Genomic DNA, 24576 nt, shown 5'->3' on the forward strand with positions numbered 1-24576 from the left:
CCGAGTGGGAGAGGGGTAGGGGTGAGGGTGACACGCTTCCGTGTGAAGCTCAGAGCGTCGTGCTGCTGGCGGGATGGTTCAGGATCCTGCGGAACCGTAGCACCCTCACCCCCGGCCCCTCTCCCATACGGGAGAGGGGAGAGTGCTCGACCTCCCACCCGGATCCCCCATGCGCGCCCTCCTCACCGCCGCCCTCGCGGCCTGCCTCCTCACCACCGCCGCCACTGCCGGCGACCTCACCAAGGGCCGCACCGACCTGCCCGAACTGTTCCTCGGCGCCGAGGACAACGACTACGCGGTGCCGGTGAAGGACATCGAGATGGAGGCGGGCAAGTCCTACCGCCTGCGCATCACCGCCAAGGGGCAGAAGGAGTACAAGTTCTTCGCCAGCGAGTTCTTCCGCGGCGTGTGGATGAACCAGATCGTCATCAACCACCTCGAGGTGCACATGGCCGGGCCGCCGCACCACCTCGAATTCGACGACCAGGGCACGATCGCGGTGGAGTTCGTCACGGTGCGGGCCGGCGAGTTCCCGTGGTCGGTCCAGGGACTCGAGAGCCGGGGCATGACCGGGCGCTTCATCGTGAAGTGACGGGCGTGTGCGGCTGACCTACATCGCCCTCAACGAGACCGGAGGAACCCCAAGGATGCGTGCGTGCCTCGCCGCCCTGATCCTGCTGACGGCGCTCCCCGCCCGCGCCGACGACGCGGCGTCGTGCCGGGACGGCATCGCGATGATCAAGGCCGAGCTGGCGAAGTCGCCGCCCGAGCCGGTCGCCAGGGTGCTGAAGAAGGAGCTGCGCGTCGCCGAGCGGGAACTCGGCGAGAAGGAATACGACGAGTGCCTCGACGCGGTGCGCGACGCCCGCAGGGCCTTGAGCCGATGAGCGCCGAGGCGCTGGCGGTCGAGGGCGTGACCCATCGCTTCGGTGCCCGCACGGCGCTCGACGGCGTGTCGTTCACCGTGCCGCCGGGGGCCTTCGTGGCCCTGCTCGGGCCGAACGGGGCCGGCAAGACCACCCTGTTCTCGGTGGTGACGCGCCTCTACGCGAGCCAGGCCGGCCGGGTCGCGCTGCTCGGTCACGACTTGAATCAAGAGCCCTCCCGGGCGCTCGCCCGCCTCGGCGTGGTGTTCCAGGCCCGCACCCTCGACACCGACCTGACGGTGCGCCAGAACCTGCTCTATCACGCCGCCCTCCACGGCATTCCCCGCAAGGCGGCGCTCGCACGGATCGAATCGCTGCTCGCCCGCATCGGCCTCCTGGAGCGGCGCGACGACAAGATCCGCACCCTGTCGGGCGGCCAGTCGCGGCGGATCGAGATCGCCCGGGCGCTGATCCACGCTCCCGACCTGCTGCTCCTCGACGAGCCGACCGTCGGCCTCGACCTCGACTCCCGCGCCGACATCGTGGCGATCGTCCGCGCCCTGGTGCGGGAGGAGGGGCTGTCGGTGCTCTGGGCCACCCACATCTTCGACGAGATCGACGCGGACGACCGGGTCGTGGTGCTGCATCGGGGCCGCATCGTCGCCCGCGGCGTCGCGGGCACTTTGAGCGAGCCGACCGGCTCCCTCGAGACCGCGTTCCGCCAGATGACCGCCGAGCGCGGACCCGACGGTCCGAGGAAGGTCGCATGAGTTCGGGCGCCACCCTCACCCCGGTCCGCGGCCGGCTCGATTTCGGCGGCTACCTCATCGCCCTGTCGGGCATCGTGCGCCGGGAGCTGTTGCGCTTCTTCAACCAGAAGGAGCGGTTCTTTTCGGCCCTGGTGCGGCCGCTGGTCTGGCTGTTCATCTTCGCCGCGGGGTTCCGCAATACGCTGGGCCTCTCGATCACGCCGCCCTACGAGACCTACGTGCTCTACGAGGTCTACGTCGTGCCGGGCCTCGCGGTGATGATCCAGCTGTTCAACGGCATGCAATCCTCGCTGTCGATGGTCTATGACCGCGAGGTCGGCTCGATGCGGGTGCTGCTCACCAGCCCCTATCCGCGCTGGAGCCTGCTGCTCGCCAAGCTCATCGCCGGCGTGATCGTGTCGCTGATCCAGGCCTACGTCTTCCTCGGGATCGCCAGCTTCTTCGAGACCGACATCCCGTGGATCGGCTACCTCGCGGCCCTGCCGGCCTTCCTCGCCGCGGGGCTGATGCTCGGCGCGATCGGGCTGTTCCTGTCGTCGCTGGTGCGCCAGCTCGAGAATTTCGCCAGCGTGATGAACTTCGTGATCTTCCCGATGTTCTTCGCCTCCTCGGCGCTCTACCCGCTGTGGCGGATCAACGAATCGAGCGCCACGCTCTACTGGATCTGCCAGATCAATCCCTTCACCCACGCCGTCGAGCTGGTGCGCTTCGCGCTCTACGGCGCCTTCAACCCGGTCTCCTGCGCCGTCGTGGTCGGGACCGGGATCGCGTTCTTCGTCATGGCGGTCGCCGCCTACGATCCCGGCCGCGGGCTGCTCGCCCGGCGCGGCGGCCCGGCCGGGGAGGCGGGCTGACCGCGCCTGTGAGAGAGATGATGCCCACCATGCTCCGCTCCGTTCTCGCCACGCTGCTGATCCTCGGCGCCGCCCCGGCCCTCGCCCAGCCCAAACCCGATCCCGACTGGCCCTGCGCCCAGCGCAAGGTCTCGACGCTCGGCCCCGGCGCGGTCTGGACCGGCCCCGATCCGAGCCAGGCGCTCACCGAGTGGGGCAACGACACCGAGGCGGCTCTGCTCGCGCAGAAGATCGCGTCGCGCCGGCTGCCGCTGGAGGAGGTCGACGGCCTCCTCGACGGTTTTGCGGCCAAGCTCGACAAGGCCGAGAAGGACGCCCGCCTGACCCGGGTCTTCGCCGGCGTGTTCGAGGTGCTGAACGGCGAGCGCGACAAGGTGGTGGCCGGCATCGGCCGCTACGCCCGCGGCCAGCGCGTGATGGCCGAGCGCATCCGCGACGAGGCGGGCCGGATCAGCGAGGTGAAGACCTCGCCGGATGCGCCCGAAACCAAGGAGCTGGCCGAGCTCGAGTCGCGCTTCAACTGGGACAAGCGCATCTTCCAGGAGCGCAGCCAGTCGCTGACCTATGTCTGCGAGGTGCCGACCCTGCTGGAGCAGCGGCTGGGGGCGATCGCGAAGAAGATCCAGGCGCGGTTGTGATTTGAGACCCTCCACGTCCATCCCGGGGCTCGCCGCAGGCGAGAACCCGGGATGACGTGGAGGGTGGAAGGACCGGACGCGCCACGCGCGCCGGCCTGTCCGATCTCGCTCACCCCACCGGCGTGAACAGCTCGCCCTTGCCCAGGGTCGCGAGGTCGCCCGAATATCGCCGCTGGGGCGCCCGCAGCAGCGCTGCCGCCTCCGGTGCCACACCCTCCAGCGACTTCGCCAGGAGCCTCAGGACCACGAGATCCTGCCGCCCGGTCTCGACGAAGGTCGGCAGCAGGGCGCCGTGGCGGGCCGCGACCAGGGTGCCGCGGCGCATGCCGTAGCCCGGATGGTCGCCGACCGCCTCGGCCACGATCGTCCCGGCGATCATCCGGGACCCCGCATGGTCCCCGGCGCCCTTCGCCACGATCAGCCCGGCGCGCATCCGGTCGCCGAGGCGTTCGCCCGCCATGCCGCCGATCACCAGCGTCGCACCGTCGAGCCCGCAATCCGCGCCGTGCAGGGCGCCGCCGGCGCTCTCGCCGGCGTGGCCGGCGATGCGGATCGTGCCGCCCTTGGCCGCCGTGCCGGCGAAGGGACCGGCGGAGCCGCTGACGGTGACGATCCCGCCCGTCATGCCGGCGCCGAGGCGCTGGCCGACATCGCCCTCGACCACGATCCGCCCGGCGGCGAGACCCGCCCCGACGCGGTCGAGCCGGTCGGTGGCGCCGACGATCCGCAACTCCTCCGACCCGTCGAGGTGGAGCGCGAAGCAATCGCCCAGCGTCAGGCCGCGGCGGCCGGTGCCGATGACGAGGCGGGCGGCCTCGGCCTCCGACAGGCCGGCAACCGCAGCGGGCGTGACGCCGGCGAGGTCGAGGCGCTCGGGCGCCTCGCGGAGAGTGAGGGTGCTCATGCGGCCTCTCCGAGCAGGTCCCGGAGGTGGAAGTGGTGGCGGCCGAGATTGCCGCCGTAATTGCCCGCCGTGACCGCGACGAGGCCGAGATCGGCTCCGGCCCGGGTCGAGGCGTGGAGCGCCGCCCGCATCGCGGCCGAGACGGAGGCGGCGGAGAGCCCGTCGATGACGATCTCCAGCACCACGTCGACCTCCGGCGGCAGGGCCGAGCCGGCGCGGCCCTTGAGCGTCGGGCAATAGGCGTCGTTGGTCGAGGCCATCATGCCCTTGGTGCGCGCGCCGACCTTGGAGCCGGAGCGCACCACGCCGCCCGGGAAGGGCAGGATCACGTCCGGCACCGTGCGCGCCGCCGCGACCGCGATCTCGGCCACCCGCAGGGTGTCGCCGAAGCGCCGGCCGAGGAACAGCAGGTTGCCGCCCCCGACCGCGCCTTGAACCGTCGGCACCGAGTGCTCGCACAGGAACTCGCCGTCCATCACCGGCGTGCGCCAGTAGCGGCGGCCCGCAACGCGCTTGGCGGTGGCGAAGCCGTCGCCGAAATAGCGGATCGCGCCGCCGAGCTTGAGCGCCTTGCCGACATTGGGATCGTCCCAGGCGATCCCGGCGAACACCGCGCTGCCCGGCGAGGTCAGCACGCATTGCCCGACCCGGCGCAGGAGCTGGTCCTTGAGGCCGCCGGCATCGAAGCCGAAGAGCAGCACCCGCACGCCGGGGCGCCCGTCCGGGGTCGCGTCGGGGGCGAGCACGGCGTCGATCCCGGCCTCGGCGCCGCAGCCGATCACCGAGGTGGCGAAGCCCGTCATCGTGGTCGCGGCGATCATCGCCCATTCGGGCGTCTCGGCGGTCAGCACCAGGGCGGTGGCCGCCATGTCGAAGGCCTCCGCGAAGGTGTCCTCGACCCGGATGCCGTGGAGAATCAGGTCCGGCATGACACCGCCTCGAACACCTCGCGATCGGGGAAGGCCGCGTCGGGCACGGTGAAGCTCGACAGGCCGGCGCCGAAGCGCCCCTGGAGATAGGCATCGGTCCGCCGCGCCATGCCGGCATCGGCCTCGACCGAGAGGCTCAGCGTGTGGCCGCGGGTCCAGGACACCACCTCGCCGTCCTCGACGATGACCGCGCCGTCCTTCAGCACCCGGTGGGCGCGGGCGAACATCGCGGTCCGGTCGGGCTGGTCGCGGTAGACCGCGATGTCGGCCCGCGCACCCGGGCGCAGGTGGCCGCGGTCGGTGAGGCCCAGGAGCTTCGCCGGGCCGGAGCGGGTGAGCTGCGCCACCTCGGTCAGGGTGTATTCGCGCTCGATGGCCGCGAGGCCGGAGCGCTCGGCCGCGACCTTCGGATGGGCGGCGACCTCCCGGTCGCGGGCCTCCTTGTCCATCAGGAGGTGGAGGATGCGCGGATAGGCGGTGAACGGCCCGCCATTCGGGTGGTCGGTGGTCAGGATGGTGCGCTCCGGGTCGGGCGAGAGCAGCATCATCTCGAGCCCGATGGCGAATTGCAGCGACGAGGTCGGGCCGCGGTCGCGGTAGCGGAACGGCACGATGCCGCCGCCTTCGGCATCGCCCGCATTGACGATCCATTTGCGCGGGCTCGCCGCCTTGCGGCCGGAGAACTGGCGCAGGATGTCGAGCGAGATCGTCGCGGTCTGGCCGAACACCACCTGGCCGATATCGAGCGTCGCATTGGGGTGGCGGGCCAGCGCCTCGGCGATGCGCGGCGCGGCGGAGACGAAGCCGCCGGTCAGCGGGTTGTCCTTGTCGACGGCGGCATAGGCGTAGAACTGGGCGTGGGCGAAGTGGATCCGCCGTCCCTCCGCCGCTGCAAGCGTCTCGATCAGGCTGTCATCGGCCCCGGGCAGGCCGAGATTGCTGCAATGGACGTGGAGCGGATGCGGGACTTTCAGCGCCTCGACGGCGTCGAGAAGCCCGGTGAGGATCGTCCGCGAGGTCAACCCGTAGGCCGGCACCTCGTCGTCGAGGGAGAAGCGGACCGCCCCGTCCTTGAAGGCGTCGGCGCCGCCGGCATTGATCACCTTGACGCCGAGCGCCCGCGAGGTCGCGACGTTCAGCGCCACGAGGTCGCGCACCGCCTCCTTGCTCTCGCGGTCGCGCAGCAGCTGGAGCAACTGGTCGTCGTTGCCCATCACGCACAGCCCGCCCCGGTCGAGGAGCGGGATCTCGGCGAGTTCGAGCTGGGTCGCCAGCGCGTTGACCGGCGGCATCGCCGGCTCGACCGCAGTGGTGTAGCCCATCCGGGCGTAGAGCATCCCGACGTCTCTCCCTGAGCCGTGCGGGTTCGGCGCATCGGGCTCGGAGACACCCAGTTCCGGCAGCAGCAGGCGCGCCAGCACCACGTTGCCGCCGGCGATGTGCGAGTGGACCTCGACGCCGCCCGCCATGACGATGCAGCCGGCGGCGTCGATGGTGCGGTCGGGGGTGCGCTCAGACGGGGCGACGACGCGGCCGTCCTCGATCCAGACGTCACCGATGGCGTCGCGCGAGGTGGTCGGATCGACCACCCGGCCGCCGGCGATGCGGGTCAGCATGAGGCGGAGCGCTCCGGTTGGGGGGCGGGAGAAGCGGCGGAAATGCGGGCCCGGAGATCGGCGAGGATCGCGGCGGCGGGCGGCGCGCCCGACGGCACGGGGTCTGCCGCGTGCCACGCGAGTGCCGCGCGGCGCGGGTGCCAGAGGGCGGCACCGAAGGCCTCGCCCGGCACGCCGACGCCGATCACCACCCGCGCCTCGTCGCCCTTCGGTGCGCCGAGGAGGGCCACGGTCGGGACCGTGCGCGCCCAGGAGGGGAGGGGGGCCGGCAGGGAGGCGAGCCAGAGCGCGGCGTCGATCTCGCCGGAAGCGGCCTGGCGCGCCGCATCGAAGCGCCAGGGATCGTGCTCGGGGTAGCCGCGGCCGAAGCCGACCCGCGGCCCCTGGCCGGTGCTCCAGGCCGAGACCTGCGCGACGGCCCGGCCCTGGTGGGCGTCGCCGAGCGGCAGGGCGAAGCAGCGCGTGACCTCGTTGAGGTCCTTGACGAGGCCGTTCAGCATCTCGGCCCCGAGGGCGCCGATCTCGGCCGGATCGTACATCACGACGCCGTAGAGCGCCGCGCGCAGGCGCGCGGCGAGATCGGCGAAGGGATGGGGGCCGGCGACCCGGCCGGCGACGAGGCCGCGCAGGAGCCCGATGGCCGCCGGCAACCCGGCCTCGCCCGCCGGATAGGACACGTGCTGGATGCCGCCGTCGCCGGGGCCGCCGAGGGCGAGGAGCGCGCGGGGCTGCCCCGCCGCCCGGCCGCGCCCCGGCGCGTCCGCCGCCAGCTCGGCGAGGAGGCCGGAGGACCAGGGCGCGGCGCCCAGCGCCAACACCAGGTCGGCCCGGCCCCGCGTCTCGGCCGCGGTGGTGGTCATGGCGCCGCCCGAGGCCAGCGCCCCGAGATCGGCGTAGAGCGCCGCACCGGCGGCCGGGTCGAGGGACGCGCCGACCGCGCGGGCGAGGTCGAACGCCGCCTGCACGGCGGCCGCCTCGGCGCAGAGCCCGGCGATGACGGGGGCGTGCGCCCCCGCGAGCAGGGACGCCGCCGCCGCGACCGCCGCGTCCCGCTCCACCGCCTGCCCGTCGATCCAGGCCGTCATCCGCCCTCGCTGGTTGCCCGACGCGAATCTCTGTCGCGTCATGTCTGTCCGGGACGGTCGCATCCGGGGCCCCGGCCAGGCAAGTCCCCCGAAAGTCCGGCTTCTGGGGCCCGGGTCCGGGCCGGTATCCAGACCCCGTCATCCCGGGCCGGTATCGACGCGGCCGGGCTCGGCGCAACGCGAGTTGCCCACCGGGCGGGCGGTGTGGGAGAGTCCACCCGAGAGGGCGGCTCCCGCGGGCGCCGCGGTACCGGAGCAGGAAGCGAGGCCGGTTTGGCGCACGAGATGGCGACGGCGCGGGCGACGGTGCGGGTGCGCGCCGCGGCCCGGCTGCATTTCGGCTTCCTCGACCTGCATGGCGGGCTCGGCCGGCGCTTCGGCAGCATCGGGCTCGGCCTCGACGCGCCGGGCATCGACCTCACGGCGTCCTGCGCCGGGACCCTGATCGTCACCGGGGGCGATGGTTCCGGCATCGCCGGCGAATGCCAGCGGGTACGCGGCTACGCGGCCCTCGCCGCCCGCCATCTCGGCGTGCCGGAGGCGGGGGCGTTCCACCTCGCGGAAGCCATTCCGGCCCATGCGGGCTTCGGCTCGGGGACGCAGCTCGCCCTCTCGGTCGCGGCGGCGCTCGCCGCGCTGCACGGCGCGCCGTTCTCGCCGGCGGCCTTCGCCGACGTTCTCGACCGCGGCAACCGCTCCGGCGTGGGCCTCGCCGCCTTCGTCACCGGCGGACTGATCGTCGATGGCGGCCGCGACGGCAGCGACGCCCCGCCGCCGGTAATCGCCCGGGTGCCGTTCCCGGAGGCGTGGCGGGTGGTGCTGATCCTCGATGAAGGACGCACCGGGGTGCACGGCGCCGAGGAGCGCCGCGCCTTCCGCGAGCTGCCGCGCTTCCCCGCCCCCGAGGCGGCCGAGATCTGCCGCACGGTGCTGATGCAGGTGCTGCCGGCCGCGGTGACGGCGGACCTGGCCCGGTTCGGCGCCGGCATCACGGAGATCCAGCGCCGGATCGGCGACTATTTCGCCCCCCACCAGGGCGGGCGCTACGCCAGCGCCGCGGTCGCGGCGGCGCTCGCCGACGTCGAGGCTGCCGGCGTCGCCGGCTTCGGCCAGAGCTCCTGGGGGCCGACCGGCTTCGCGCTCGCCCGCGACCAGGACGAGGCCGAGTCCCTGGTCGCCGCCCTGCGCGCCCGCCACCCCGGCCTCGCCTACCGCATCGCCCGGGGCCGCAACCGGGGGGCGGAGATCGACTGAGCCCGACCCGCACCAATGGACAAGCCACAGGCGGGGCCGCGCGGCTTACAAGCGGCCCCGCCGCCCCTCCGCAGCGATTCGGAGCGGGCGGTCGCGTCGTCGTTCCGCAAGGAGGTCCGCTTGAGCCGCTCGATCCTGCACATGCTGACCCCGCTCAAGCACATGAGCCCGTTCGACGTGAACATGGCCGTGGATGCGGGGTTCGAGGTCGTCTCGACCTATACCGGCGTCGAGCGCGGCGAGGTGGTGCCGCTGGTCCAGGACTCGATCTTCTCCCGCGCGCCGCAGGACGGCACCCGGACGGCGATCTTCATCGGCGGCAAGAACGCGGAAGCCGCCCTCGACATGGTGGATGCCGCGACCGGCGCCTTCGTGCCGCCCTTCGTCAACCACGTCTTCGCCGATCCGGCCGGCTCGTTCACCACCGGCGCCGCCATGGTGGCCTGCACGCGCAAGGCGCTGGCGGACCGGTTCGGCGAGACGCTGACGGGCAAGCGCGTCGCGATCTTCGGCGGTACCGGCGTCGTCGCCTATTGCGCCGCGGTGATCGCCGCGCAGGAGGGCGCCCTGCCGGTCATCGTCGGCTATAACGGCCGCGAGCGTGTGGCGGCGATCGCCGAGGGCATGCAGGCGCGCTTCGCCGTCGCCGTCGAGGCCGCCGACGGCGCGACCCCCGAAGGGCGCCTCGCCGCCGCCCGGGACGCCGAGGTGATCCTGTCGGCGGCCGCCGCCGGCGTGCAGGTGCTGAGCGCCGAGGACGTGGCCCAGGCCGGGCGCCTGCTCGTCGCCGCCGACGTCAACGCCGTGCCGCCGGCCGGCATCGCCGGGATCGACGTCCATGCCGACGCGGTGCCGCTGCCGAGCGGGCGAGGCGTCGGCATCGGCGCGCTCGCCATCGGCAACGTGAAGTACCAGACCCAGGCCGGGCTGTTCCGTCGCCTGCTCCAGGCCGACCAGCCCCTCGTCCTCGATTTCCGCGAGGCCTACCGCCTCGCCGTCGAGCTGACCGACCACCCGGCCTCGGCGTGACGGCCCCGGCGGTCCTGATCGCGGCGCAGTCGGGGCGCGCCCTCGCCGCCGCGGCGCGCCGGGCCGGCTACCGCCCCTTCGTCGCCGACCTGTTCGGCGACGCCGACACCCGCGCGCTCGCCGCCGGCTACCGCCGCGTGCCCGGCCGCCTCGGTGCCGGGCCCGGGGCTCACGGCATCGAATCGGCGCTCGCCGACCTCGCAGCGGAGGCGGGCGATGCGGTCGGCCTCGTCCTCGGCTCAGGCTTCGAGGGCGCGCGGAACCTGATGCGGCGGCTTGCCGGTCGCCACACCCTGCTCGGGGCCTCACCCGAGGCGGTCGCGACGCTGAAGGATCCGGGCCGCTTCGCCGCCCTGTGCCGGCGCCTCGGCATCCCGCACCCGGAGATCGCGCTCGCGCCCGTGCCCGATCCGGCCGGCTGGCTGGTCAAGCGGCGCGGCGCCTCCGGCGGCGGCCACATCCGCCGGGCCGGGCCGGGCCGGCTGCCGGCCGGCGCCTATCTCCAGCGCCGCGTGCCGGGCCGGCCGCACGCGCTCAATGCGCTGGCCGACGGTCGCGGCGTGGCGGTGCTGGCGGTGACCGAGCAGTGGACGGCGCCGGGACCGGATCGTCCGTTCCGCTATGCCGGCGCCGCCGGGCCGGCCACGCTGCCGGATTGCGTGCGCGACGCGGCCGAGCGGGCGCTCGCCGGCCTCGTCGCCGCGACCGGACTCTCCGGCCTCGTCAGCGCCGACCTGCTGGTCGAGGGGGACCGCTGGTGGCTGCTCGAGATCAACCCGCGGCCCGGCGCCACCCTCGACGTGCTCGACCGCGGTCCCGCCCCGCTCTTCGCGGCCCATCTCGCCGCCGCGCGCGGGCGACTGCCGGAGCATCGCCCGATCCTCCCGGCGGCCGCCGCGAGCGAGATCCTGTACGCCGATGCGGCGATGGCCGCCGTGCCGGCCCTCGACTGGCCCGACTGGGCGATGGATCGCCCGTCCGCCGGCAGCCGCGTCGCGGCCGGGGCGCCTGTCTGCACGGTGATCGCCGAGGGGGGGGATGCGGCGGCGGCGCGACGGGCCGTTGCGGCGCGGGGCGCAGAGCTGCGGATGATGCTCGACGGTGGATCGCGCGATCCCGGATTGGCTTTCGCCTCCCACCGCTCCATCCTCGAAGGACGAGCGTGGGGATCCTCCTCTCCCGGCGGGCGGGGAGAGGCCTGAGCTCCGAACGGGCTCGGGGCCCGAAGAACGATGGTGAGGGGGTGTCTCCGGATGAGGCTCCTCCGGACAGGTCGCCTCACCGTCGGCTGCCGCCTCGCTCAGGTGACGGCAAGGTCGCCCGAGCCCTCTCCCCGCCCGCGGGGCGAGGGGATGCGCGCAACCCGGTGCGTGACTGCGCGAGTTCGTAAGCGAGAGGATCTGCTGCCTCTCATCCCAGAACGGGGCCCGCGAAGACCCCGACCGATCTGACCGGCCGTCCCGGGGCGCCATCCACCCCGCACCGGCCCGAGGGAGTCACCCGATGAGTTCAGTTGCCACCACCACCGCGTCCCGCCCGAGCGTCAACGCCCTCGCCACCCCCCTCGTCGATTCCCTGGCCGCCGAGGCGGTGCGGCTGCGGCTCGCCGTGACGCAGGCGCCGGACGGGGCGCGGCTGATCGATGCCGGGGCGGGGGTGCGGGGCTCGATCGAGGCCGGTCGGCGCATCGCCGAGATCTGTCTCGGCGGCCTCGGCACGGTGACCGTGGGGCCCGCCGGCCCGCTCGAGGCCTGGCCGTTCACCCTCACCGTGCACAGCACCGATCCGGTGCTGGCCTGCCTCGGCAGCCAGTATGCCGGCTGGAGCCTGGCCGACGAGGAGGGCGATTCGGGCTTCTTCGCCCTCGGTTCCGGCCCCGGCCGGGCGGCGGCGGCGGTCGAGCACCTGTTCGAGGAGCTGGCCTACCGCGATCCCGCCGGCCGCATCGCCCTGGTGCTCGAATCGGGCAGCCCGCCGCCGGCCTCGGTCGTCGCCAAGGTGGCCAAGGCCGCGGGCGTGGCGGCGTCCGACGTCACCTTCGTGTACGCCCCGACCCAGAGCCTCGCCGGCGCGACACAGGTGGTCGCCCGGGTGCTGGAGGTCGCCCTGCACAAGGCGCACTCGGTCGGGTTCGATCTCGCCGCCATCGTCGACGGGATCGGCGCCGCGCCGTTGAGCCCGCCGCATCCGGACTTCATCCAGGCGATGGGCCGCACCAACGACGCCATCATCTATGGCGGGCGGGTGCAGCTTTTCGTCGAGGCCGACGATGCCGACGCCAAGGGGCTGGCCGAGGCGCTGCCGAGCACCACGTCGCGCGACCACGGCGCCCCGTTCGCCGAGATCTTCGCCCGCTTCAACGGCGATTTCTACGCCATCGACAAGCACCTGTTCAGCCCGGCCGAGGTGGTGGTGACCTCGCTGCGCTCCGGCGCCAGCCACCGCGCCGGCCGGCTGGTGCCGGAGCTGGTGGCGCGCTCCTTCGCCTAGGGGCCGAGCCATGCGGATCGGGCTCGCGGCCGACAACGGCGCCTGGCACAAGGCCAAACTCCTCGCCGCCCTCAGCGATCTCGGCGCGGCCCCTCGGCTGTTCTCGCTCGCCGACGTCACGGTCGAGACCGGGCACGACGAGCCCCTGCGGGTGCCGGGGTTCGGCGGGGCCCTGCCGGACGGGGTGCTGCTGCGCACCATCGCGGGCGGCACCTTCGAGGCGACGACGATGCGCCTCGGCGCCCTCCACGCCCTCGAGGCCGCCGGCACCGTGGTGTGGAACGGGCCGGGTGCCATCGAGCGCTCGGTCGACAAGGCGATGACGAGCCTGCTGCTGGCGCGACACCGCATCCCGACGCCGGAGACCTTCGTGCTCTCGCGCCGCGAGGCCGCCGCGGAGGTCGTGGCCCGGGAGGCGGCGCCCGGCCGGCCGCTGGTGCTCAAGCCGCTGTTCGGCTCGCAAGGGGAGGGGCTCCAGCTGATCTCGCATCCGGAGGAGCTGCCGCCCGAGGAGCTGGTCGGCCGGGTCTACTACCTTCAGCGCTACGTCGCCCGGCGCGACGGGGCGTGGCGGGATTACCGGGTCTTCGTCTGCGCCGGCCGGGCGGTCGCCGGGATGATCCGCGAGGGCGACGGCTGGATCACCAACGTCCATCGCGGCGGCCGGCCGCTGCCCTGGCGCCCGCCGGCCCGGGCGGCGGCACTGGCCGAGGCCGCCGCCGCGGCGGTCGGCTGCGGCTATACCGGCATCGACCTCGTCGAGGACGGCGAGGGCGGCTTCCAGGTGCTGGAGGTCAACAGCATGCCGGCCTGGTCGGGCCTGCAGCAGGTGACGCCGGTCGACATCGCCCGGGAGGTCGCCGCCGGCTTCCTGGCGGCGGTCCGGGCCGGGCGCCCGCCCCGGCTCGCAACCGGGGCGGCGTGATGCCGGCCAGGTCCCCGGCCGCCATGTCCCCGGCCGCCCCGTCCTCGGCCGCCATGTCCCCGGCCCTGGCGCCGGCGGCGATCGAGCGGTCCTATCTCGCGGCGTGCCGGGCCGAACTCGCGGCGATCAAGCCCGGCAACGTCCATGTCCACGCCGCCGGGCACCGGATGTCGGTGGCGGATTTCGAGGCGAGCGCAAGCCTCTCCGCCCCCCACATCGCGGCGCCGGGCGCTCCCGTCGGGGCGCGGGTCGAGGGCGCGGTCGCCGCCACTCGGGCCGGAATCGGCCAGAACACCAATCTCGGCATCGTGCTGCTCTGCGCGCCCCTTGCCGCCGCGGCGGAGCGGCCCGGCCCCCTGCGGCCGGCCCTGGCCGCCGTGCTGGCCGAGCTCGACGCGACCGATGCCGCCGGCGTCTTCGCGGCGATCCGGCGTGCCAGCCCGGGCGGCCTCGGCCGGGCCGAGCGCCACGACGTGACGGCGGAGGCGCCCGCGCCGCCGCTGCTCGCCGCGATGGCCGAGGCGGCGGGGCGAGACCGCATCGCACGGGCCTACGTCACCGGGTTCGAGGATCTGTTCGAGACCGGGCTGCCTGCGCTCGCGGCGGCGCGCGGCGCGGGCCTGTCCGAGCCCTGGACCACCACGGCGGTCCACCTCGCCTTCCTGGCCGGGTTTCCCGACAGCCACCTCGCCCGCAAGTTCGGTCCCGAGGTCGCCGAACGGGTGCGGGCGGAGGCGGAGGGCGCGTTCCGCGGCCTGCCCCTCGGCGAGGGCGCGCGGGCGGCACTGATGGCCCACGATTCGGCGCTCAAGGCGGCGGGTCTCAACCCGGGCACCAGCGCCGACCTCACCGTGGCGACCCTGTTCCTCGACGCCCTCCGGCGGGCGAAGGCGGAGGGGACGATCGGGCCGACCGCAAGTTGCCAATAAGTCCTAGTCCCCACGCGGCTTTCCCCGCGGCTCCGGATCCGGCATGGCCCAATGTACCGGCTTCTCCGGCTTGTTCACCGATCAGCGGCGCTGTAGTGTCCGCCCGCTATCCGGACAACCGGTTCGGCTTCCCGCTGAACGCCGACAGCAAGGATGGCGGAGCACGGCCGCATTGATTGAGCGGCCGGCTAACCTTATCGACACCTGGGAGAACCCCACATGGCGACGATCAACAAGGTGATGGTGGGCGAGGCCCTCGTCGGTGACGGCAACGAGGTAGCGCATATCGACCTCATCATCGGCCCGCGCGGCAGCGCCGCCGAGACGGCGTTCTGCAACAGCCTGACCAACAACAAGCACGGCTTCACCAGCCTGCTCGCGGTGGTCGCGCCGAACCTGCCGTGCAAGCCCAACACCCTGCTGTTCAACAAGGTCACCATCAACGACGCCCGCCAGGCCGTCCAGATGTTCGGCCCGGCCCAGCACGCCGTCGCCAAGGCGGTGCAGGATTGCGTCGCCGAGGGGATCATCCCGGCGGCCGAGGCCGACGACCTGTACATCCTGGTCGGCGTGTTCATCCACTGGGAAGCCGCGGACGACGCCAAGATCGAGAAGTACAACTACGAGGCCACGAAGCTGTCGATCGAGCGCGCCATCAAGGGCACGCCGACCGCCGCCGAGGTCACGCAGCAGTACAAGACCGCCCAGCACCCCTTCGCGGCGAACGTCGCCTAGACAGGAAACCGTCCGGAACAGCCAGCGGCACCTCCCCCGCCGCCCCCGCCGCCTCCGCCGCAGGGACTGTTCCAGCGACTGGCCTCCATCTTTCTCGGACGCTGACGACACCATCGGGAGGGCCCCACCGGGCCCTCCCTTCTTGTTTGCGGGCTTCCGCGTCGACCTCGGCGGGACGTCCCGCGTCGAGCATGGCGAGCGCACGCCGCCCTTTGCCGGACGACGGACAAACGCAGTGGGAGAAGATCCGGGACAGGGCGGTGACCGACGAGGGCCCGTCAGGCCGCGGGATCAGCCCGCAGCCGCCCGTCATGGATCGCGCTCGCCACCAGCACCCCGGCAGCGCCCGCCGCCGCCAGGGCCGGCAGGTCCTCCGACCCGCGCAGGCCCCCGGCGGCGTAGAAGGCGGTCTGCGGCGCGCGCGCCTTGACGTCCGCCAAACCGGCGAGGTCCGGCCCGGCGCCGCTGCCGACCCGCGACAGCGTCATCACGATCACCTCCGGCGGCCAGGCCGAGGCATCCTCGTGCAGCTCCGCGGGACCCATCGGTGCGCCGTCGCGGCTGTCGAGGGAGAGGACCGCCCGGGCGCCGGTCCGGCGCACCAGGCCGGCATCGGTCTGGCTCTCGCTGCCGAGCACCGGCCGGCCGAGGCCGGCGGCCAGGAACGCCGCCACGCCGACCTCCGAGGCGAAGCCGGCATCGACCCACAGCTCCACCCCGGGGCAGGAGGCCGCGATCGCCCGCAAGGAGGCGAGATCGGGCGGCGCGCCGTCCATGATCGCGTCGAGATCCGCGACGTAGAGCCGGCGCGCCGGCCAGGCCGCGAGGAGCCCGCGCGCCACGTCGGCGGGAGCGGAGGTGGCCGCGAGCGGCGTGACGATCGGCGCGTAGCGCGCGCGGTCGCCGGCCCGGGCCCGCACCACCATGCCGCCGCGCAGGTCGAGGACCGGCACCACCTCGGTCCGGGTTGCGGGAGGGGCGCCGCTCATGCCACCCGGACCCGCCGCATCGTGCCCGGGATTCGACCGTGACCCATCCTCATCCCTCCGCTCCGCTCCGTCGCATCATCGGCTGGGACCTCGGCGGGGTCCATGTCAAGGCGGCCCTGGTGGAGGGGGGGCAGGTGCGGGCGGTGGTGCAGGCGCCGTGCCCGCTCTGGAACGGCCTGCCGGCTCTCGACGCCACCGTCGCCGGCCTGCCGGACTGGGTCCGGGCGCCCGCCCGCCACGCCGTCACGATGACCGGCGAGCTGACCGACTGCTTTTCCGACCGCGCCGACGGGGTGGCGCAGCTGGCCGCCTGGGCCGCCGCGCATCTCGTCGGCGAGGTCGCGATCTATGCCGGCCGGGCCGGGTTCGCGGCGCCTGGGGCCGCCGCCGAGCATGCGGCGGACGTCGCCAGCGCCAACTGGCACGCCACCGCAGCCCTGATCGGGACCCTGCGCCCGGCCGCCCTCCTCGCCGATATCGGCTCGACCACCGCCGACCTGATCCCGATCGCCGACGGGCGGCCCTGCGCGGTCGGCTACAGCGACGCCGAGCGGCTGGAGACCGGGGAGCTGGTCTATACCGGGGTCGTGCGCACCCCGGTCCTGGCCCTGTCGCAGGCCGCGCCGTTCCGCGGCCGGCGCACGGCGCTGATGGCCGAGTGCTTTGCCACCACGGCCGATGCCTACCGCCTGCTCGGGCGGCTGCCGGAGGCGGAGGACCAGCAGGACACCGCCGACCTCAAGGGCAAGTCGATCTCCGAGACCGAGACCCGCCTCGCCCGGATGATCGGCCGCGACCGTCACGAGGGTACGGGCGCCGATTGGGCCGGCCTCGCCGGCTTCTTCGCGGAGGCGCAATTGCGCCTGCTGCATGATGCCGGCCTTCTGGTCCTGTCCCGCGGCGCGGTGCCGGACGATGCGCCCCTGGTGATCTGCGGTGCCGGCCGCTTCGTCGCCGCGCGGCTCGCCGCGCGGCTCGGGCGTCGCGCCGAGGACCTGTCCGACCTCATCGCGCCGCGCCTCGCCCCGGAGGCCGCCGCCTTCGCGTCGACCTGCGGACCGGCCGTGGCGGTGGGGCTGCTGGCGGCCGAGTGATGCGATGTCCCGGGGATTGCCTGCGGATACCGGATCGTCACCCCGCGCGGCGCCTGAGACCGCCGCGCGGTCGAACGGATCCGTTCGACGGCGCAAGGCAAGCCCGAACGGGCGCCGGCGCTGCTGCGCCGGACGCCTTGGCATCGCCGGGTCGATGCCAGGGCGCGGGGGTATGAGCGAAGCCGAAACCCGGATCGCCCGAAGCAGTCAGCCGGATTTCCGGTGGCACGAGGTATCAGCCGCGATCATCGCGGAGCGTGAATGAAGGGGCATTCGCCCGTTGATTCACGCCGTACGAGCAGAATTGCCGAAATGCTGCCTGACGCGCTTCCGGGCCTCCAGCCACAACTGAGGCGAGCCTCGCTCGATCGTCGGTCCGTACCGATCCACGACCTGCTGCTCCGTGACGTTGTTCTCCGTCCAAGTGCCGCCGCCGGTCAGGGTATTCAGGAGCAACGGTTGAAGGCGATCGAGGGCCTTGGCGAAGCGCGCGGACGGTGTGTCCGCCGCTTCGAATTCCAGCCAGAGCGCCATCAGCTTTTGACCTTGCCCATGGGGAAGCAAGCCGAAGATGCGCTCGGCTGCCATCCGTTCCCTCTGCTCGAGCGCAGACTTGTCGCAGCCGGTGCCATGGAGGGGTGAATCCCCGGCATCGATTTCGACGATATCGTGAATCAACAGCATCTGCACGACCTTGAGCTGATCGATTTCTTCGGCGTGCTCGGAGAGAGTGATGGCGAACAATGCGAGATGCCAGGAATGTTCGGCCGAGTTTTCCTTGCGCGTGCCATTGGCGAGAGGAGATTGCCGAAGAATGGATTTCAGCTTGTCCACCTCGGCCAGGAACGCGAGCTGGTCATGCAATCTGTCTGTGGCCGGGTCAGGCATGCGACGGCTTCCGCGTTTGCGTCGGGACAGCAACCAAGCATGTCGAATCTTATGACGTTTTGTCTTTTATTGAAGAAAACTGCGCTCTCGTGTCAAGCCGCCCCTGTCGCATCGAGGCGCTCGTGACGCGTGCGGAACACCGCGCTGCCTCTAGGGAAAGCGTCGTGCGACCTGCCGGTCGGATCCGGCCCGGTCAGAAACGCCGACCCAGGACGGAGCCGAGGCCGTCGTCGAGCGCCGCCCGCGCGCCGAGCCACGGCAGGCTGATCGGGCTGTCGACGAGGACGAGCAGGGTCCGGCGCAGGAGCTGGTCGAGGCTCTCGGGGCCGCCGACCGGCCCGAGCCCTACGCCGTTGAGCCGCTCGTCGAGTTCGCGGGTGGTGCCGAGGAAGCCCATGGCCCAGCCGGCGAAGCGGCGCTCGGCCACCACATCCATCTCGATCACCGCCAGGGTGTGATGGCGCCGGTCGACCAGGATCGATTCGAAGATCGACTGCACCCCGGATCGCGGGCCTTCCAGGACCTGGAAGAAGCCGAGGCCGGTATAGACCAGCACCCCCGAGACACCGGCCACGTGGTTGCGCCGGCGGGCGGTGGCCAGCAGGCTCGCGAGGTGGCCCTGGCCCGCCATCACCTCCGCCGGGTGCGCGGCGGCGCTCTTGTAGACGATGCGGAAGATGTCCTCGGACATCCGAATCTCCTGGAATCAATCCAGATTGGATAGGCCAGACGGCCTGTGCCGCGATAGCGCCGCCGCGCGGCTTTCGTGTCGCGGGCGCGGGAGGGAACTTTTTCGTCTCTGGGTCAGCTGCGCCAGCGCAGCTCCCGCGGCTCCAGGGGATTGACGAAGGCGGCGCCGGCCTCGCGGGCGCGCAGGAACTCGCGCTTGAGGCTGAAATACCATTGCGACTGCACGTCGCTCTCGCCCATCAGCACCATCGCGGGCTTCCGGTCCAGGCCGCGCTGGGCGATCTGGAGGACGTCCCGGTCCTGGCCGAGGAACTGGCGCATCAGCGGCCGGGCGACGGGCTTCAGCAGGTTGAGGGCCGGGATGTTCCAGTACATCGCGTTGATGAGCGCGGTCCGGCCGTTCGCCAGCGGCGATGCGAAGGTGTAGTTGGCCAAGCGCTTCTCGCCGGCGGTGATCCGCTCCAGCCGCACGCCGGGCAGCCGGAACTCGATCTCGACCTCGGGGATCGAGCCGAGCAGGCGGTAGGCCAGGGAGGCCGTCTTCGCGGTGTGGCTCGTCATGGTGAAGCCGAAGGGCGAGGGCGCGAAGTGCTTCACCTTCTCCTTCATCGTCTTCGACGGGCGCCACCACCAGGAATCGTGCACATAGGCGACGTGGGCCGGATCGACGAAGCTCAGGGCCACGAGATCGAACGAGGCCTCGACCTCCAGGATCTCGACGAGCTGGCCGCAATAGTCGAAATCGACCTCCGGGATCGGCGGCGCCGCGGCCGCATCGGGGGCGTTCGGGGTCGCCGCCATCGGATTGGCCGTCGCGTGGACCCAGATCAGGCCGGACCTCTCCGCCACCGGGAAGCGGGCGAGGCGGACCGAGGCGAAATTGGCGTCGTCGCGACGGGCCAGCGCCGGAATCGCCGCGCAGGCGCCGTCCGGCCGGAATTGCCAGCCGTGGAACGGGCAGACGAGGTTGCCGTCGACGATCCGGCCGGCCGACAGCGCCATGCCGCGATGCGGGCAGCGGTCGCGGAGCGCGAACAATGCCCCCGATTCCTCGCGCCCGACCACCACGGCCTCGTCCCCGAGGCTCACCGCGCGCATCCCGCCGGGCCGGAGGCTCCGGCTCTCGCCGACGCAGTACCAGACGTCGTCGAGCGCCCGGCGGATCGGATCCCCTGTCATGCCTCGTCCACGGTTCCCGTCGCCCCGGCCTGCCGCCGGCCGTGTCGTCCTTAACCGATCCTGCGGGCGCGTGAAGCGACCGGATGCGCGCACCTCGCCTGCACGGCGCGGGATGCAGCATGCGCATCGCGCAAGCTCGCGCTGCGGAGGCAAGCTCGCGGCGCGGAGGAACGCCGAGCGGGGCCGTTCGTTACCGTGCCGGCGATGCCGCAGGGCAAGTCACGCCCTAGATTCACTTCCGGCCGCCCTGCGCGGCCCCCCACGCACAGAGCCCCTGACGGAGGATGACACGATGAGCCTGCTCGGGACGATCGTCAGCAAGATCCTGCACCCCTTCGGCGGCGGCGAGGCCCAGGCGCAGACGCCGGGCGAGGCCCCCAAGACCGACACTCCCGCCGCGGGCGGCAGCTCGGACGCGGCCTCCGGCGGTGCGGTGCCGAAAGTCGACGGCAAGGTCGACGTCGAGGCGGTGCTCAACGACCTCGCCGCCAAGGCCGGCCAGCCGCTCAACTGGCGCACCTCGATCGTCGACCTGATGAAGCTGCTCCACCTCGACAGCAGCCTGTCGGCCCGCAAGGACCTCGCCAAGGAGCTGAACTACACCGGCGATACCGACGATTCGGCCACCATGAACGTGTGGCTGCACAAGCAGGTCATCAAGAAGCTCGAGGAGAACGGCGGCAAGGTGCCGGACGACCTCAAGGACTGATCAGATGTCGGGACGCGTCCTTGTGTCGGGACGCGTCCTTCCGGACGCCTGATCGTCAGCCCGCGGCGGCGGAGCTTCGCTCTCCACGCTCGCGCATAGCCGGTTCTCCCACTGCGAAGGCGATCCGCCAGGATCGCTTGAAGCAAGCGGTCCGACATCGTGCGGGGATGTCCCTGTCGGCCTGCTCCGTCAGGGGCAGGCCGCCGTCACCGCTGGTCGTCCTCGGGCCGGTTCTTCGCGGTGAGGTGGCGGGCCTCGACGAGCAGGCGGCGCGCCTCCACGACGGCATCCGTGAGACCGAGCCGCGCTTGCCGCACCCGCGCGGTCAGGCTCTCGCCCGCCTGCCGCAACTGCCGGGCCTCGGTGCGGGCCTGCGCCGAGGCCAGCACGATCTCGTCCAGGCGCTCGCAGATCTCGGATAGGCTCGAGGTCCGGGACAGGACGGGCAGGCCGGGGACCGGGGCCGCGCCGGGCAGGCAGACCAGCGGCAGGTGGGGCCAGGCCGCCCGCAGCCGGGCCACGACCGTCGGCAGCTCCGGCGAGAGCGACAGCCCCGCGCTCACCAGCGCCAGATCGATCACCCGGGGGCCCGGGCCGGGCAAGCGCGTGCCGAAATCCGGTCCCACGGCATCGACGATGCCATAGCCCTTGGCCGCCAGCTCCCAGGCGAGAGGCGGCACCGCCTCGCCGGTGGTCCGCAGCATCATCAGGACGGGTTCGCACGGATCACCCATGCGTTCGGCGTACCACGCCCGCCGACGCACCTGTACCGGCCGTTTGGCCTAGGCTTGGCCTTAGGATTAGGACCGCGTGACCGCGAGAATCGTCGCCGCGCGGCGTCCCTGCGAGACGATTCTTGCTCGATGCAGTTCCGCCGGGAGGATCACCGTCCGGTCCGCACCCGGGTCCAGAGCCGCGTCACCACCCGCTGGGTCCGGTCGTCGTAGGCGGTGTTGGTGAACAGCCGGCGGAAGGTGGCCTCGTCCGGGTAGATGCCGGGATCGGACAGGATCTCCGGCTTCACCAGGGCCTTCGCCGCCAGGTTCCCGCTGGCGTAGGAGACGAAGTTGGTGTTGGCCGCCGCCACCTCGGGCCGCATCATGAAATCGATGAAGGCGTGCGCCTCCGCCGCGTGCGGCGCGTCCTTGGGGATCGCGAAGGCGTCGAACCACATCAGGGCGCCCTGCTGCGGGATGAAGTAGGCGATGTCGATGTCGTTCTTGGCCTCGCGGGCACGCCGGCGCGCCTGCAGGATGTCGCCCGAATAGCCGACCGACAGGCACACGTCGCCATTGGCGAGCTGGTTGATGTATTCCGAGGAGTGAAACTTCTGCACCGCTCCGCGGATGCGGAACAGGGCGTCGCCGGCCTTGTCGAGGTCGTCGGTCCGGCGCGAATCGGGTTTCATCCCGAGCGCCTGGAGCACGCTCGGGATGATGTCGTCCGGCGAATCGAGCATCGTCACGCCGCAATCCTTGAGCTTGGCGATCAGCTCCGGGCGCAGGACGATGTCCCAGGTGTTGAGCGGTTGGTTGGGGCCGAGGCGCTCGCGCACCAGCGCGGTGTTCACCCCGATGCCGGTGGTGCCCCACATGTAGTCGACGGCGTAGACGTTGCCGGGATCGTAGGCCGCGAGCCGGGCGGTCACCTCGGGCCAGGCGTTCCTGAGGTTCGGCAGCTTGGCCTTGTCGAGGGGCTGGAACGCGCCGGCCTTGATCAGGCGCTGCAGGAACGGCCCGGTCGGCACTACGATGTCGTAGCCCGAGCGACCGGCGAGAAGCTTGGTCTCGACGATCTCGTTGGTGTCATAGGTGTCGTACACGACCTTGATGCCGGTCTCGCGCGTGAACGCGTCGAGCATCTTGGGATCGATATAGTCCGACCAGTTGTAGATGTTGACGACCCGCTCCGGCGCGGCCGCGGCCGCGAGGCCCGTCGGGAACCCCGCCGCGAGGGCGATGAGGCAGGCACTCGCCCGCAGGAAGCCGCGCCGGAGGAGCCGCATCGTCAGGCTCCGGTCGCGGCGATGATCGAGATCTCGACCTTGTATTGCGGGCCGGCGAGCTTCGCCTCGACGGTGGCGCGGGCCGGGGTGTGTCCGGCGGCGACCCAGCCGTCCCAGACCCGGTTCATCTCGGCGAAGGTCGACATGTCGGCGAGGTAGATGGTGGCCGAGAGGAGCTTGGTCTTGTCGCTGCCGACGGTGGCGAGCAGCTCGTCGATCTGCGCGAGGATGTCCTTGGTCTGCGCTTCGACGCCCTCGTCGTTCGAGACGTTGTCCGCGACCTGGCCGGCGAGGTAGGCGGTACCGTTATGGACCACCGCCTGGCTCATCCGCGGGCCGGTATCGAAACGGGTGATGGTCATCGATGAGAACTCCTCGGGGCCCTGGAAATCGCGCCCCGGCGCCTTGTGCCGCCGAACCCGGGCTCACGTAAAGGGCTCGCGACACGGAACGGCGGGTCCGGCGCAACCACGGCCGGGCCTCGTGCGTTGGCGAAGCATCGAAGCGGAGCCGAAGGGCAGATCCCCATGCTTGCGATCCTGTGGACCATCATCATCGGCTTCGTCGCCGGTGTCATCGCCAAGTTCATCATGCCTGGCTCGGCCAACGAGCCGAGCGGCTTCATCATGACGACGCTGCTCGGCATCGTCGGCGCCTTCGTGGCGACGTTCCTCGGCCAGATCACCGGCTGGTACCCACCGAACGAGGGCGCGGGCCTGATCGCCTCGGTCATCGGCGCGGTGATCGTGCTGGCGATCTACGGCTTCATCCAGGGCCGCCGCCGCAGCACGGTTCTCTGACGGCCCGGGCCGGCCTCGCCGGCCCTTCCGCGACCAAGAAGGCCCGCGCCGGGATGCCGGCGCGGGCCTTGTCGCATGGGCGGAATGCATTCGGGCCGAGCGGGGAAGGGGCGCCGCGCGGGCGCCCCCCGGGATCAGGTCCGCGCCGGCGCGTGCGAGCTGCCGTTCATCAGCGACTTGGCCGCGCAATGGCCGGTGGCGCCGCGGATCGCCAGCAGCGAGCCGGCCACCAGGGCCGCGAGGCTCAGGAACTTGTTCGGCCGCGGCTGGGCCGCGGCGGCGGCCAGCCCGAGGCCGAGCACGACCGAGATGGCGCGCTCCTTGGTGGTCAGGTTGCGCTCGCCGCCGAACACGTCGTTGATGATGTCGTTGGCCATGGTGGCTCCGTCAGGCTCTGGTCGCGGACGAGTGTCCGCTCACGTCGCGGTGCGAACGCAGCCGGGGGACGGACGTTCCCTGCGGGCAGTCCCTCCGCCCGACTTCTTCAGCCCTAGGGCGCTCGCCTCACGCCTGCGGCGCTTCTGCGATGAGCCGGTCGTCGATCTCCCGCGCCCGGACGGCGGCCGGGCGGTCGGCGAGGCGGGCCACGTAGGCCTCGTAAGCCGGGCGCCGCTCGATGCTGCCGAACTGCATCCCCCACATCAGGTGCGAGCCGACATAGAGATCGGCAGCCGAGAAGCGCCCGCCGGCGAGGTAATCGGAACCCGAGACCGCGCCGTCGAGGGCGTCGAGCACCTCCGCCAGGCTGCCGTAGCCGACCATGCGGCGTTTCTCCTCCGGCACCTCGATGCCGCGCGCCTTGTCGGTCACCGCCGCCTCGACCGGGCCGGCGGCGAAGAACAGCCAGCGGTAATAGGCGCCGCGCGCCGGGTCGGTGGCGGCCGGGGCGAGGCCGGCCTCCGGGAAGGCATCGGCCAGGTAGGCGCAGATCGCCGCCGTCTCGGTCACGGTGACGCCGCGATGGACCAGGGCCGGCACCTTGGCGAGCGGGTTGATCGCCCGGTAGGCCGCCTCCTTCATCGCCGGGCCGTAGCCGAGGATCTCGGTGCGGTAGGGCGCCCCGACCTCCTCCAGCATCCAGCGGACGATGCGCCCACGGGACATCGGGTGGGTGTAGAAGACGAGATCGTCGCTCATATGCGGCCTCCTCCCGGGCGGGCGAATCGGCAGCGCCCGTGACAGATCTTGAAGCAGAGGC

Annotated in this window: 28 protein-coding genes; 15 read left to right on the forward strand and 13 right to left on the reverse strand. The window is 72.5% G+C overall.

The features are described 5' to 3' along the window. Positions 1-169 precede the first annotated feature (169 nt). Genes FF100_RS00935 through FF100_RS00955 form a run of 5 tightly spaced genes read left to right on the forward strand, consistent with a single transcriptional unit; the run spans position 170 to position 3128 of the window. On the forward strand, positions 170-592 hold the full coding sequence (locus FF100_RS00935) for a cupredoxin domain-containing protein (protein ID WP_139033687.1): 423 nt from the start codon (positions 170-172) through the stop codon (positions 590-592). Positions 593-647: 55 nt separating this feature from the next. Continuing rightward, complete coding sequence (locus tag FF100_RS00940) at positions 648-887, forward strand: hypothetical protein (RefSeq protein ID WP_139033688.1); 240 nt, start codon at positions 648-650, stop codon at positions 885-887. After that, positions 884-1636: an ABC transporter ATP-binding protein gene (locus FF100_RS00945; RefSeq protein ID WP_139033689.1), complete on the forward strand. Its 753-nt coding sequence runs from the start codon at positions 884-886 to the stop codon at positions 1634-1636. Before FF100_RS00940 ends, FF100_RS00945 begins: the two co-directional genes overlap by 4 nt. Beyond that, positions 1633-2490: an ABC transporter permease gene (locus FF100_RS00950; RefSeq protein ID WP_139033690.1), complete on the forward strand. Its 858-nt coding sequence runs from the start codon at positions 1633-1635 to the stop codon at positions 2488-2490. Before FF100_RS00945 ends, FF100_RS00950 begins: the two co-directional genes overlap by 4 nt. Before the next feature lie 29 nt (positions 2491-2519). Further along, positions 2520-3128, forward strand: coding sequence for a hypothetical protein (locus FF100_RS00955; protein ID WP_139033691.1), 609 nt, complete (start codon positions 2520-2522; stop codon positions 3126-3128). A 109-nt stretch (positions 3129-3237) separates the two neighbouring features. Here the strand turns inward: FF100_RS00955 and FF100_RS00960 are convergent, their stop codons facing one another. The 4 genes from FF100_RS00960 to FF100_RS00975 are packed head-to-tail and all read right to left on the reverse strand — an operon-like array spanning position 3238 to position 7662. Beyond that, positions 3238-4032, reverse strand: a complete 795-nt coding sequence (locus FF100_RS00960; RefSeq protein WP_139033692.1) for a formylmethanofuran dehydrogenase subunit C — start codon at positions 4030-4032, stop codon at positions 3238-3240. After that, the gene (gene fhcD, locus FF100_RS00965; RefSeq protein WP_139033693.1) at positions 4029-4961 is read right to left on the reverse strand and encodes a formylmethanofuran--tetrahydromethanopterin N-formyltransferase; all 933 of its coding nucleotides are present in this window, start codon (positions 4959-4961) and stop codon (positions 4029-4031) included. The genes FF100_RS00960 and fhcD overlap by 4 nt, the downstream gene beginning before the upstream one ends. Beyond that, complete coding sequence (locus FF100_RS00970) at positions 4949-6577, reverse strand: formylmethanofuran dehydrogenase subunit A (protein ID WP_139033694.1); 1629 nt, start codon at positions 6575-6577, stop codon at positions 4949-4951. The genes fhcD and FF100_RS00970 overlap by 13 nt, the downstream gene beginning before the upstream one ends. After that, entirely contained in the window at positions 6571-7662 is a 1092-nt protein-coding gene (locus FF100_RS00975; protein WP_139034262.1) for a molybdopterin-binding domain-containing protein, read from the reverse strand. The genes FF100_RS00970 and FF100_RS00975 overlap by 7 nt, the downstream gene beginning before the upstream one ends. A gap of 285 nt (positions 7663-7947) precedes the next feature. On the opposite strand from FF100_RS00975, the gene FF100_RS00980 reads away from it, so the two are divergent. The 7 genes from FF100_RS00980 (at position 7948) to fae (ending at position 15024) form a co-directional block, all read left to right on the forward strand. Then, the gene (locus FF100_RS00980; protein ID WP_139034263.1) at positions 7948-8916 is read left to right on the forward strand and encodes a beta-ribofuranosylaminobenzene 5'-phosphate synthase family protein; all 969 of its coding nucleotides are present in this window, start codon (positions 7948-7950) and stop codon (positions 8914-8916) included. Positions 8917-9036: 120 nt separating this feature from the next. After that, on the forward strand, positions 9037-9945 hold the full coding sequence (locus FF100_RS00985) for an NAD(P)-dependent methylenetetrahydromethanopterin dehydrogenase (protein ID WP_139033695.1): 909 nt from the start codon (positions 9037-9039) through the stop codon (positions 9943-9945). Then, positions 9942-11147 carry an ATP-grasp domain-containing protein gene (locus tag FF100_RS00990; RefSeq protein ID WP_139033696.1) on the forward strand — a complete coding sequence of 402 codons (1206 nt, stop codon included), beginning with the start codon at positions 9942-9944 and terminating at the stop codon, positions 11145-11147. The genes FF100_RS00985 and FF100_RS00990 overlap by 4 nt, the downstream gene beginning before the upstream one ends. Positions 11148-11448: 301 nt before the next feature. Further along, positions 11449-12435 carry a methenyltetrahydromethanopterin cyclohydrolase gene (mch, locus tag FF100_RS00995; protein ID WP_139033697.1) on the forward strand — a complete coding sequence of 329 codons (987 nt, stop codon included), beginning with the start codon at positions 11449-11451 and terminating at the stop codon, positions 12433-12435. A 10-nt stretch (positions 12436-12445) separates the two neighbouring features. After that, entirely contained in the window at positions 12446-13360 is a 915-nt protein-coding gene (locus FF100_RS01000; protein WP_139033698.1) for an ATP-grasp domain-containing protein, read from the forward strand. Between the two features lie 23 nt (positions 13361-13383). Next, entirely contained in the window at positions 13384-14289 is a 906-nt protein-coding gene (locus FF100_RS01005; RefSeq protein ID WP_425463274.1) for a triphosphoribosyl-dephospho-CoA synthase, read from the forward strand. A 219-nt stretch (positions 14290-14508) separates the two neighbouring features. After that, the gene (fae, locus tag FF100_RS01010) at positions 14509-15024 is read left to right on the forward strand and encodes a formaldehyde-activating enzyme (RefSeq protein ID WP_139033699.1); all 516 of its coding nucleotides are present in this window, start codon (positions 14509-14511) and stop codon (positions 15022-15024) included. Positions 15025-15302: 278 nt separating this feature from the next. Here the strand turns inward: fae and FF100_RS01015 are convergent, their stop codons facing one another. Continuing rightward, entirely contained in the window at positions 15303-16013 is a 711-nt protein-coding gene (locus FF100_RS01015; RefSeq protein WP_139033700.1) for a HisA/HisF-related TIM barrel protein, read from the reverse strand. Between the two features lie 38 nt (positions 16014-16051). Between FF100_RS01015 and FF100_RS01020 the strand changes: the two genes are divergently transcribed. Beyond that, the gene (locus FF100_RS01020; RefSeq protein ID WP_139033701.1) at positions 16052-17107 is read left to right on the forward strand and encodes a hydantoinase/oxoprolinase family protein; all 1056 of its coding nucleotides are present in this window, start codon (positions 16052-16054) and stop codon (positions 17105-17107) included. 285 nt (positions 17108-17392) lie between these two features. On the opposite strand, the gene FF100_RS01025 is transcribed toward FF100_RS01020, so the two are convergent. The 3 genes from FF100_RS01025 to FF100_RS01035 form a co-directional block, all read right to left on the reverse strand. Next, positions 17393-17995, reverse strand: a complete 603-nt coding sequence (locus tag FF100_RS01025) for an HD domain-containing protein (protein WP_139033702.1) — start codon at positions 17993-17995, stop codon at positions 17393-17395. Between the two features lie 193 nt (positions 17996-18188). Continuing rightward, on the reverse strand, positions 18189-18686 hold the full coding sequence (locus tag FF100_RS01030) for a BLUF domain-containing protein (RefSeq protein WP_139033703.1): 498 nt from the start codon (positions 18684-18686) through the stop codon (positions 18189-18191). Positions 18687-18799: 113 nt separating this feature from the next. Further along, the gene (locus tag FF100_RS01035; RefSeq protein WP_139033704.1) at positions 18800-19864 is read right to left on the reverse strand and encodes a Rieske 2Fe-2S domain-containing protein; all 1065 of its coding nucleotides are present in this window, start codon (positions 19862-19864) and stop codon (positions 18800-18802) included. Positions 19865-20156: 292 nt separating this feature from the next. On the opposite strand from FF100_RS01035, the gene FF100_RS01040 reads away from it, so the two are divergent. After that, positions 20157-20573, forward strand: coding sequence for a DUF3597 domain-containing protein (locus tag FF100_RS01040; protein ID WP_139033705.1), 417 nt, complete (start codon positions 20157-20159; stop codon positions 20571-20573). Positions 20574-20779: 206 nt separating this feature from the next. On the opposite strand, the gene FF100_RS01045 is transcribed toward FF100_RS01040, so the two are convergent. The 3 genes from FF100_RS01045 to FF100_RS01055 form a co-directional block, all read right to left on the reverse strand. Beyond that, positions 20780-21280: a hypothetical protein gene (locus FF100_RS01045; RefSeq protein WP_139033706.1), complete on the reverse strand. Its 501-nt coding sequence runs from the start codon at positions 21278-21280 to the stop codon at positions 20780-20782. A gap of 176 nt (positions 21281-21456) precedes the next feature. Then, positions 21457-22578 carry a polyamine ABC transporter substrate-binding protein gene (locus FF100_RS01050; protein ID WP_171070006.1) on the reverse strand — a complete coding sequence of 374 codons (1122 nt, stop codon included), beginning with the start codon at positions 22576-22578 and terminating at the stop codon, positions 21457-21459. Between the two features lie 2 nt (positions 22579-22580). Next, a complete protein-coding gene (locus tag FF100_RS01055) occupies positions 22581-22940 on the reverse strand; it encodes a RidA family protein (protein ID WP_139033707.1) in 360 nt (119 codons plus the stop codon). 165 nt (positions 22941-23105) lie between these two features. Between FF100_RS01055 and FF100_RS01060 the strand changes: the two genes are divergently transcribed. Next, positions 23106-23378, forward strand: coding sequence for a GlsB/YeaQ/YmgE family stress response membrane protein (locus tag FF100_RS01060; protein WP_139033708.1), 273 nt, complete (start codon positions 23106-23108; stop codon positions 23376-23378). Between the two features lie 134 nt (positions 23379-23512). Here FF100_RS01060 and FF100_RS01065 read toward each other — a convergent pair whose 3' ends face one another. Further along, a complete protein-coding gene (locus tag FF100_RS01065) occupies positions 23513-23755 on the reverse strand; it encodes a YgaP-like transmembrane domain (protein WP_139033709.1) in 243 nt (80 codons plus the stop codon). A 127-nt stretch (positions 23756-23882) separates the two neighbouring features. Further along, a complete protein-coding gene (locus FF100_RS36835) occupies positions 23883-24515 on the reverse strand; it encodes a glutathione S-transferase family protein (protein WP_171070033.1) in 633 nt (210 codons plus the stop codon). Between the last annotated feature and the right edge of the window lie 61 nt (positions 24516-24576).

Origin of the sequence: Methylobacterium terricola (assembly GCF_006151805.1) — a bacterium.
Taxonomy (GTDB): domain Bacteria; phylum Pseudomonadota; class Alphaproteobacteria; order Rhizobiales; family Beijerinckiaceae; genus Methylobacterium; species Methylobacterium terricola.

What these genes read in the sequence shown, in the direction of transcription:
- FF100_RS36835 (WP_171070033.1), bottom strand. Translation starts at nt 24,515, where the DNA reads ATGAGCGACGATCTCGTCTTCTACACCCACCCGATGTCCCGTGGGCGC.
- fhcD (WP_139033693.1), bottom strand. Translation starts at nt 4,961, where the DNA reads ATGCCGGACCTGATTCTCCACGGCATCCGGGTCGAGGACACCTTCGCG.
- FF100_RS01030 (WP_139033703.1), bottom strand. Translation starts at nt 18,686, where the DNA reads ATGTCCGAGGACATCTTCCGCATCGTCTACAAGAGCGCCGCCGCGCAC.
- FF100_RS00980 (WP_139034263.1), top strand. Translation starts at nt 7,948, where the DNA reads ATGGCGACGGCGCGGGCGACGGTGCGGGTGCGCGCCGCGGCCCGGCTG.
- FF100_RS00955 (WP_139033691.1), top strand. Translation starts at nt 2,520, where the DNA reads ATGCTCCGCTCCGTTCTCGCCACGCTGCTGATCCTCGGCGCCGCCCCG.
- FF100_RS01060 (WP_139033708.1), top strand. Translation starts at nt 23,106, where the DNA reads ATGCTTGCGATCCTGTGGACCATCATCATCGGCTTCGTCGCCGGTGTC.
- mch (WP_139033697.1), top strand. Translation starts at nt 11,449, where the DNA reads ATGAGTTCAGTTGCCACCACCACCGCGTCCCGCCCGAGCGTCAACGCC.
- FF100_RS00950 (WP_139033690.1), top strand. Translation starts at nt 1,633, where the DNA reads ATGAGTTCGGGCGCCACCCTCACCCCGGTCCGCGGCCGGCTCGATTTC.
- FF100_RS01055 (WP_139033707.1), bottom strand. Translation starts at nt 22,940, where the DNA reads ATGACCATCACCCGTTTCGATACCGGCCCGCGGATGAGCCAGGCGGTG.
- FF100_RS01065 (WP_139033709.1), bottom strand. Translation starts at nt 23,755, where the DNA reads ATGGCCAACGACATCATCAACGACGTGTTCGGCGGCGAGCGCAACCTG.
- FF100_RS00945 (WP_139033689.1), top strand. Translation starts at nt 884, where the DNA reads ATGAGCGCCGAGGCGCTGGCGGTCGAGGGCGTGACCCATCGCTTCGGT.
- FF100_RS01050 (WP_171070006.1), bottom strand. Translation starts at nt 22,578, where the DNA reads ATGCGGCTCCTCCGGCGCGGCTTCCTGCGGGCGAGTGCCTGCCTCATC.
- fae (WP_139033699.1), top strand. Translation starts at nt 14,509, where the DNA reads ATGGCGACGATCAACAAGGTGATGGTGGGCGAGGCCCTCGTCGGTGAC.
- FF100_RS01040 (WP_139033705.1), top strand. Translation starts at nt 20,157, where the DNA reads ATGAGCCTGCTCGGGACGATCGTCAGCAAGATCCTGCACCCCTTCGGC.
- FF100_RS01005 (WP_425463274.1), top strand. Translation starts at nt 13,384, where the DNA reads ATGTCCCCGGCCGCCCCGTCCTCGGCCGCCATGTCCCCGGCCCTGGCG.
- FF100_RS00975 (WP_139034262.1), bottom strand. Translation starts at nt 7,662, where the DNA reads ATGACGGCCTGGATCGACGGGCAGGCGGTGGAGCGGGACGCGGCGGTC.
- FF100_RS01025 (WP_139033702.1), bottom strand. Translation starts at nt 17,995, where the DNA reads ATGCCTGACCCGGCCACAGACAGATTGCATGACCAGCTCGCGTTCCTG.
- FF100_RS01045 (WP_139033706.1), bottom strand. Translation starts at nt 21,280, where the DNA reads ATGATGCTGCGGACCACCGGCGAGGCGGTGCCGCCTCTCGCCTGGGAG.
- FF100_RS01000 (WP_139033698.1), top strand. Translation starts at nt 12,446, where the DNA reads ATGCGGATCGGGCTCGCGGCCGACAACGGCGCCTGGCACAAGGCCAAA.
- FF100_RS00960 (WP_139033692.1), bottom strand. Translation starts at nt 4,032, where the DNA reads ATGAGCACCCTCACTCTCCGCGAGGCGCCCGAGCGCCTCGACCTCGCC.
- FF100_RS00970 (WP_139033694.1), bottom strand. Translation starts at nt 6,577, where the DNA reads ATGCTGACCCGCATCGCCGGCGGCCGGGTGGTCGATCCGACCACCTCG.
- FF100_RS00935 (WP_139033687.1), top strand. Translation starts at nt 170, where the DNA reads ATGCGCGCCCTCCTCACCGCCGCCCTCGCGGCCTGCCTCCTCACCACC.
- FF100_RS01015 (WP_139033700.1), bottom strand. Translation starts at nt 16,013, where the DNA reads ATGAGCGGCGCCCCTCCCGCAACCCGGACCGAGGTGGTGCCGGTCCTC.
- FF100_RS00940 (WP_139033688.1), top strand. Translation starts at nt 648, where the DNA reads ATGCGTGCGTGCCTCGCCGCCCTGATCCTGCTGACGGCGCTCCCCGCC.
- FF100_RS01035 (WP_139033704.1), bottom strand. Translation starts at nt 19,864, where the DNA reads ATGACAGGGGATCCGATCCGCCGGGCGCTCGACGACGTCTGGTACTGC.